The sequence below is a fragment of the Streptomyces sp. NPDC059455 genome (genome assembly GCF_042750115.1).
Taxonomy (GTDB): Bacteria; Actinomycetota; Actinomycetes; order Streptomycetales; family Streptomycetaceae; genus Streptomyces; species Streptomyces endocoffeicus.
This window is the reverse complement of record NZ_JBHYVB010000221.1, coordinates 1-7,917: the sequence shown is the minus strand read 5'-3', so window position 1 is coordinate 7,917 and position 7,917 is coordinate 1. Positions and strand designations below refer to the sequence as shown.

The following is a 7,917-nucleotide window of genomic DNA, read 5'->3' as shown; positions in this document are numbered from 1 at the left end:
TTTCTGTTTTTAACACATCGCCACAGTCTTTGTGACCCGGGGGCCCACACCCCCCTTTGGGCTTTTCAAAACCCTCGGGGGGGCCCCCCCCCGGGGGGGGGGGCCACCTCGTCGGAAAGGGAACTGGCCGGCACTCAGTAGTCGTAGTGGTGGTGCCGGTGATGCTCGGGCTCCTCGACCACCGGGGGTGCCACTGCGCCCGGCTCGACCACGCGCCGGCGCTTGTAGACACTCACATACGCGCATGTGCCGATGATGCCGACTGCCATCAGAATCAGGCCGACCAGGTGGACATTGAAGCCGTTGGCGTTCCAGTCGGTGGCGAAGGTGAGAATCCCTCCCACCGCGATCATCAAAATGCAACCGCCGAGGCCCATCAGTTCTGCCTCCGTACGTGAGTTCGCTGTTGTGGGCTGGTTTTCCCCGAGTACCCAGGCCCGCCGGGGCCAATCTCACGCCCCGCCGTCCTCGCGCTCCACGGCAGCCACCGTCTCCTCCAGCGCCTGGCGGTCCGCACGCGCCTTCGCCCGGTCCTTGGCCGAGGCGTCGGTGACATCGAGGAAGATCTGGTCGGCGTGCGGCCAGAACTCCGTCATCGCCGTCTTGACGCGCACCAGGACCTCCTCGACCTCCTCGCTGTCGAGACCGGGGACGAGGTCGACCCGGGCCGCCACCAGCGTCGAGTCATTGCCCAGACGCATCGTCAGCAGCGTGGTCACGGTGTCGATCTCCGGCTGCGTCTCGAGGAACCGGCGGAGCTCCTGGCGCTGGACCGGGTCGATCGCCTCGCCGATGAGCCGCCCGCGCGACTCCTTGGCCAGCCGGTAGGCCACATAGACCAGCAGCGCCCCGATCAGGAAGGAGGCCGTGGCCTCGTAGGCCACCTGGCCGGTCACCATGTGCAGCCACATGCCGAGCAGGGCGAACACCACGCCGAGACAGGCGGTGGAGTCCTCGGCCAGCACGGTGCGCAGTGTGGGGTCGTCACCCCTGCGCAGCTCGGTCGCCATGCCGCGGCCCGCTTCCCGGGCGTGCCCGCGCACCTGGACCAGCGCCCGGACCAGCGAGGAGCCCTCGGCGATGAGCGCCACGCCCAGGACCGCGAGGCCCACCAGATAGCCGCTGTGGTCCTCGGAGCTGCCCGCGCTCAGCGCCTCGGCGCCCTGGAAGAAGGAGAAGCAGCCGCCCATGACGAAGATGCCGACGGCGGCCAGCAGCGCCCAGAAGTAGCGCTCCTTGCCGTAGCCGAACGGGTGCTGGTCGTCGGGGGCCCGCCTGCTGCGTTTGAGGGAGGCGAGCAGGAACACCTCGTTGAGGCTGTCCGCGACGGAGTGAGCGGCCTCAGAGAGCAGCGCGGGGGAGCCGGCGAAGATCCCGCCGAAGGCCTTGGCCAGCGCGATGACCAGATTGGCGCCGAGGGCGACGAAGACGGTGACGGCGGTCCGGGAGTCCCGGCCCTGTCGCGCGCCGGATCCGTCCGGCCCGTGGTCTCTGTCCGGAGCGTCTGGTGTGTCCTGCGTGTCCTGCGTGTCCTGCGCGCGCGAGGTCTCCGGCGGGTCCGGCGTATGCGGCGTACGCGGTGTTCCGTGCCGGTCGGAGGAGTGCGTGGTGGAACGGCTCATCGGCGGGAAACTCCGTAGGCGGGAAGTCCGTGCCGTCCTGATGGCCCGCTCCGCCGGGGCGGCCGGACGGCCTGTCCCCTTCGCGTGTGTCCCGATCTCGGGACCTCAATCGTGACACGCCCGCCGAGGAGCGCGCCCCGCCGGACCCATCCGGTCCACGGGGCGCGCTCGGATGGGGTCAGCCGGCCGGGGTGTTCGGGGACGCGGGCACCTTCGGCAGCTCGCTGAAGATGTCGAGCCCCATGGCGGCGGCGATCAGCAGACCGATCACGCCCAGCGCCACCGCTCCCCAGGCCACCGCGGTCACCCAGGGTGCCCCGGCCGTGACGGGCCGCCGCTGCCGCAGCAGCACCACGGCGGCGATCACCACGGCGATCAGTGCAAACAGCCCGTTGACGAGGGCCGTGGTGTGCCACGGAGTGCCGTACACCGCGGAGATCTGATCGGCGGCCGACCCGGACTGGGCCTTGATCTGGCCGGTCAGTTGCTTGCGCTCCTGCAGCATGGTGCCGAGCCAGGTGCCGGAGAGCGAGGCGAGCCCGAGGCCCGCGGCGACGACCGAGGCGGCGCCGGGGACGACGCCCGGTGTGGTGGCCGGGGGAGGGGTCGCGATGTCGTCGGCGGGGTCGGGTGCTTCCAGCGAGTCCGGGGTCTCCTTCGGGTCCGGGGTTTCCTGCTGGTCCGAAACAGCGTTCGGGACACCCTCCGCCGTGGCTTCCTCGGCTTCTGCGGGCTGCGCTGCGGTGTCGGTCGGTTGGTCGGTCTTGGTGGTGTCCATGTGCCGCAACCGTACGGACCGAAGATGAAAACTCACTGAGAAAGCGATGTCCTTCGGCCGGCGGCACCGGCCGGGTGGTGGCCGGCCGCGCCGCATACGCTGACCGAAGGGTCTCAGCGATGGCCGGGGACCCCCCTCCCCGTACGACGGGAGCACCCCGTGGTCTCCTCCACCTCTGGCGGCGCCGCCCCCGACGGCGGGGCACGGCACCGGCTGCGCGCATGGCTGCTGGAGGGCCTGACCGACATGGCCAAGCGCCAGCCCGGCCCGCACGCCGAGCCGGAGGGCGCACACCAGGGCCGGCCGTGGTGGCGGGTGATGTGCCTGACCGGTCTGGACTACTTCTCCACCCTCGGCTACCAGCCCGGAATCGCCGCCCTGGCGGCCGGGCTGCTCTCCCCGCTGGCCACCGTGGTGCTGGTGGTGGTGACCCTGGCGGGCGCGCTGCCGGTGTACCGCAGAGTGGCCGTGGAGAGCCCGCACGGCCAGGGCTCGATCGCGATGCTGGAGCGGCTGCTGACCTTCTGGAAGGGCAAGCTGTTCGTCCTCACCCTGCTGGGCTTCGCGGCCACCGACTTCCTCATCACCATCACCCTCTCCGCCGCCGACGCCACCGCCCACCTGGTGGAGAACCCGCATTTCACCGCGACCCTGCGCGGCCATGAGGTGGCCATCACCCTGATCCTGGTGGGATTGCTCGGGGCGGTGTTCCTCAGGGGGTTCACCGAGGCCATAGGGATCGCGGTGGCGCTGGTCGCCGCCTATCTGCTGCTCAACGCCGTCGTGGTGGCGGTCGGGCTGTGGCATGTGTGCACCGCGCCCCACGTGATCCCCGACTGGTCCCAGGCGCTGGTCGCCGAGCGCGGCAGTCCCCTGGTCATGATCGGCGTGGCGCTGGTGATCTTCCCGAAGCTGGCCCTCGGGCTGTCCGGGTTCGAGACGGGCGTGGCCGTCATGCCGCATATCGAGGGCAAGCCGGGCGACACCGAGGAGCGCCCCGCCGGACGCATCCAGGGCGCCCGGAAGCTGCTGACCACCGCCGCGGTGATCATGAGCGTCTTCCTCATCACCTCCAGCTTCATCACGACCCTGCTGATCCCGCAGCGGGCGTTCGAACCGGGCGGTCAGGCCAATGGGCGCGCCCTGGCCTACCTCGCCCATGAGTACCTGGGCTCGACGTTCGGCAGCGTCTACGACGCCTCCACCATCGCCATCCTCTGGTTCGCCGGCGCCTCGGCCATGGCCGGACTGCTCAACCTGATGCCCCGCTATCTGCCGCGCTACGGCATGGCACCCCACTGGGCGCGCGCGGTCCGCCCCATGGTGCTGGTGTTCATCGCCATCGCGTTCCTGGTGACCTGGCTCTTCAAGGCGGATGTGGACGCCCAGGGCGGCGCCTACGCCACCGGGGTGCTGGTGCTCATCACCTCGGCCGCCGTCGCCGTCACCATCGCCGCCCGGCGCGCCCGGCAGCGCGGCTGGACCATCGGCTTCGGCGTCATCTCGCTGATCTTCCTGTACACCACCGCGGTCAACGTCATCGAACGGCCCGACGGCGTCAAGATCGGCGCCTGCTTCATCGCGGGCATCATGGCCGTGTCGCTGCTGTCCCGGGTGGCCAGGGCGTTCGAGCTACGGGTCACCAGCGTGACGTTCGACGCCCTGGCCGAGCGATTCGTCCGTGACACCGCCCACCGCAGGATCCGCCTCATCGCCAACAAACCGGAACGCCGCGACCTGGCCGAATACCGCGAGAAGCAGCACCAGATCCGGGCGGACAACGACATCCCGCCCGAGGACGACATCATCTTCGTCGAGGTCACGGTGGCCGACCCGTCCGAGTTCGAGAGCGAGCTGCGGGTGTGCGGCGAGGTGGTGCACGGCCGCTACCGCGTACTGACCCTGCAGAGCGCCACCATCCCGAACGCGCTGGCGGCGCTGCTGCTACGGGTGCGGGACCTGACCGGGCAGCGCCCGCACGTCTACTTCGAGTGGACCGAGGGCCATCCGCTGGCCCACTTCCTGCGCTTCTTCCTCTTCGGCCAGGGAGAGGTCGCCCCCGTCACCCGTGAGGTGCTCCGCGAGGCCGAGCCCGACCGCGGCCGCCGCCCCCACGTCCACGTCGGCTGAACGGGTCCCGTCGAGCCGGGGGCGGCCGCCACGTCAGGGCGCCGTCGTGTATGTCAGGGCGCCACCGGCTCCGGGTCCGGGTCCACGGCGGGCAGGCTGTCCATGAACGAGCTCACCGAGAACACCGCCCGTCCCGGCCCCGGCGGGCCGTATCCGGGCGGCGAGGACAGCCCGAAGTCCTCGAGCGTCGCCCGGTAGGTCTCCAGCAGCCGGATGTGGTACTCCAGCGGGGCGCCCTGCGGATTCTCCTTGCCCAGCGGTGTCGTCGGCTCGGGGCACCAGGTGGTGAACCGGGGCACGACCCCGTGCGACATGAAGAACCGCAGCCCCTCGGCGGTGGAATCGATCGCCTCGGCCACGGATGCGAAGCCGAGCGGCTGGGCCATCTCCACGCCCGCCACGAAGTTGGGGATCACATTCCGGGCGCCGAACACCTCGGCCGAGTCCAGAATCCGGCGGTGCCACTCGTCCCGGCCGATGTAGCGCTCCTTACCCGGGCAGTACAGCTCGAACAGCCGCCGGTCCCACACCTCGAAGTTGGGGTGGTAGATCCGCACCCCGTAGTCGTGGAAGCGCTGGACGTCCTCCTTGGGCAGCGCCTGCGCCACCACCTTGCCGATCCACCGGCCCGGGAAGCGCTCCTCGATGGCCTTCGCGTACTGGCCGTAGAAGTCGGCCTCGTCACGGCCGCCCACATGCGAGGTGATCGCGCCGCCGGTGAGGGTGTACGCCTGCGAGGTGCGGGCGGTGTCATGGCGGTCGATGATCTCCAGCGCCTCCAGCACCTCCTCGACCGGCTTCACCCCGGTGTACGGGCGGCCCGCCGCCTTGTGCTGACGCCAGTTGTGGTTGATGTCGCAGTACTGGCACTCCTCCTTGGCGCCGAAGTACTGGCACACCCGGAAGACCGTCAGATAGACCAGATAGCCCCACTGGATGGTCGGCGCGACCTCCATCACCGACTTGCCGTTCGACAGGGTGTGGCGGTAGTAGTCCGGCATTGGCGGCAGCCCCACATCGGCGATGCGCGCACCGTCCAGATACAGCCCCAGCGCACCGTCCTCCCCGGCCCGGACCACATACGGCGACGCGGGGTTGACGCGGACGGACACCACGGTGCGGCGGAGCTCGTACGGCCCGCCGGTGAGCACGATCTCCTCGGGCGGCCGGTTGAGGGCCGCGGCGCCCAGCTCCGGCAGGGTGCGGTGGTCGAACGAGAAGATGAAGTACGACTTCGGCTTGACGTCGCCGCCCTCGTTGCCGCTGAGCGCGGACTCGTCGAAGGCCATGCCCCCGCGCAGCAGGTCCTCCTTGAGCACGGCCTCCCGGGGCACCTGGGGGAAACGCCCCATCAGCCCCTCGATCAGCGCGGTTCGTCTCTCACTCGCCATCTGCTGCACCATCCCCCTGGCTCCGTACGGATGCGGTGTGGTTCCCACGCAGGTCTCTGTGCCGCTGAACACGATAGATCAGGACGGATATTCGCCTCCAGGGCACCCGCCCCGAGCCCGCCTCGTGTCCGCCCCACACCCCCCGAGCCCGCCCCACTCCCCCCTGAGCCCGCCCCGTGTCCGTCCGATGGGCGCTCCGGGGCCGGCCGATCTACGGTGGAAGGGCCATGGCTGTCAACCGGCTCGGCATGGTCGTCCACCAGGCCCGCCCCACCGCCGTCGCGGCGGCCCGCACCGCCCGCGCATGGGCCGCCGCGCACGGCATCTCCTGCTTTGAGCTGGACGTCTGGCGCGGTGACCAGCCCCGGCGCAGCGCCCAGGAGGAGTCCGAGGCGGCCGGCCACCCCGATCTGATCGTCACCTTCGGCGGCGACGGCACCTTTCTGCGTGGCGCCCGGCTCGCGGCCAGGAACGGGGCCGCGGCGCTGGGGGTGAACGTGGGGCGGGTCGGCTTCCTCACCGAGATCAGCGTCGACCAGGTGGAGGACGCGCTGAACGCCGTCCGTGAGGGCCGGGCCACGATCGAGGAGCGCATGCTGCTCACGCTGCGGGCGTCCCGGCCGCTGGAGATGCCCGAGGGCATGGAGGCGCTGCTGCGTTACGGGCGGGGCCCCGTCCCGCCCCCGCCCAAGGTCCGCCCCGGCCGCGGCGGCCCCGAGGAGGCCGGCTGGGGCATCCCGCTGGACGTCAACGCCGTCAACGACGTGGTCTTCGAAAAGCTCGCCCGCGACCGCCAGGCCGGGCTCGGGGTGTATGTGTCCGGGCAGCTGCTCGCCTCGTACTCGGCCGACGCGATCATCGTCGCCACCCCGACCGGCTCCACCGCCTACAGCTTCGCCGCCGGCGGGCCGGTGGTCTCCCCGTACATGGACGCGGTCGTCTTCACCCCGGTGGCCCCGCACATCGCCTTCGACCGCACCGTGGTGGCCGCGGTGGACGAACCCGTCGCCGTACGGGTGCTGCCGACCTCGGGGCGGGTGGCGGTCAGCCTCGACGGGCAGCTGCGCGGGGTGCTGGAGCCGGGTGACTGGGTGGCGGCCTATCGGGCACCGGTCCGGCTGCGGCTGGTACGGCTCGCGCCGACGCAGTTCTACCACCGGCTGCGGGACCGCTTCCGGCTGGCCGACTCGCCCGCCGCCGACCCGGCCCCGCCGTTCTACCGCCCCAGCTCCCCGATCCCGCCGGACCTGGCGCATCTGCGGCTGCCCCCGGCGCCCGACGGCCCACCGGAGCCGGGGCCGGACGGCCCACGCTGAAGATGCGGGGCGCACACCCCGGTGCCAGGCTGAGGGGCGTGACAGCTCACGCGTTTCACAGCGACTTCGCGCTGCGTGTCAACGGTGCCGACCGCCCCCTCACCCTCGACCACCGGGTGACCCTGCTGGACGCCCTCCGCGAACACCTGGCGCTGACCGGGGTCAAGAAGGGGTGCGACCACGGGCAGTGCGGGGCCTGCACCGTCCTGATCGACGGGGAGCGCGTCAACAGCTGCCTGGTGTTCGCGGTGGCCGCCCAGGGCCGGGACATCACCACCATCGAGGGCGTGGCGGGGCTCGCCGCCCCCGAGGAACTCCACCCGCTGCAGCGGGCGTTCCTGGACCACGACGGCTTCCAGTGCGGCTACTGCACACCCGGCCAGATCTGTTCCGCCATCGGCGCGCTCACCGAGGCCGCGCGCGGCTGGCCCAGCCATGTCACTTCGGACATGGCGGCCGGGGTCGGCGCGCCGGATGAGCTGGACGCCGACGAGATCCGGGAGCGGATGAGCGGCAACCTGTGCCGCTGCGGGGCGTACCCCGGCATCGTGGCCGCCATCCGCGAGGTCGCCGCGGCCGACGGCGGCGGGGCGCCCGCCCGCACCGGTGCGGCGGGAGGGGCGCGAGGAAGCCCTGAGGCTACGGGCGCGCCCCCGACCCCCAGGCCGCCGCCCGGCTCG

Annotated in this window: 7 protein-coding genes; 3 read left to right on the top strand and 4 right to left on the bottom strand. The window is 71.5% G+C overall.

Translation table 11 applies throughout. The annotated features are described in order from the left end of the window. Positions 1-134 precede the first annotated feature (134 nt). From ACFXB5_RS45145 to ACFXB5_RS45135, 3 genes are all read right to left on the bottom strand, one after another. Positions 135-377: a hypothetical protein gene (locus ACFXB5_RS45145; protein WP_385219708.1), complete on the bottom strand. Its 243-nt coding sequence runs from the start codon at positions 375-377 to the stop codon at positions 135-137. A gap of 75 nt (positions 378-452) precedes the next feature. Further along, complete coding sequence (locus ACFXB5_RS45140) at positions 453-1,622, bottom strand: cation diffusion facilitator family transporter (RefSeq protein WP_385219707.1); 1,170 nt, start codon at positions 1,620-1,622, stop codon at positions 453-455. A 178-nt stretch (positions 1,623-1,800) separates the two neighbouring features. Then, on the bottom strand, positions 1,801-2,400 hold the full coding sequence (locus ACFXB5_RS45135; RefSeq protein WP_385219706.1) for a hypothetical protein: 600 nt from the start codon (positions 2,398-2,400) through the stop codon (positions 1,801-1,803). A gap of 246 nt (positions 2,401-2,646) precedes the next feature. Between ACFXB5_RS45135 and ACFXB5_RS45130 the strand changes: the two genes are divergently transcribed. Beyond that, positions 2,647-4,530, top strand: coding sequence for an amino acid transporter (locus ACFXB5_RS45130; protein WP_385219723.1), 1,884 nt, complete (start codon positions 2,647-2,649; stop codon positions 4,528-4,530). A 53-nt stretch (positions 4,531-4,583) separates the two neighbouring features. Here the strand turns inward: ACFXB5_RS45130 and ACFXB5_RS45125 are convergent, their stop codons facing one another. Next, positions 4,584-5,921, bottom strand: coding sequence for a radical SAM protein (locus tag ACFXB5_RS45125; RefSeq protein ID WP_385219721.1), 1,338 nt, complete (start codon positions 5,919-5,921; stop codon positions 4,584-4,586). A 227-nt stretch (positions 5,922-6,148) separates the two neighbouring features. Here ACFXB5_RS45125 and ACFXB5_RS45120 point away from each other — a divergent pair, with 227 nt between their 5' ends. Together ACFXB5_RS45120 and ACFXB5_RS45115 are read left to right on the top strand one after the other, a co-directional pair. After that, positions 6,149-7,237, top strand: coding sequence for an NAD(+)/NADH kinase (locus tag ACFXB5_RS45120; protein WP_385219704.1), 1,089 nt, complete (start codon positions 6,149-6,151; stop codon positions 7,235-7,237). Positions 7,238-7,239: 2 nt separating this feature from the next. Then, a partial coding sequence (locus ACFXB5_RS45115) for a 2Fe-2S iron-sulfur cluster-binding protein (RefSeq protein ID WP_385219703.1) occupies positions 7,240-7,917 on the top strand: 678 nt, incomplete at its 3' end.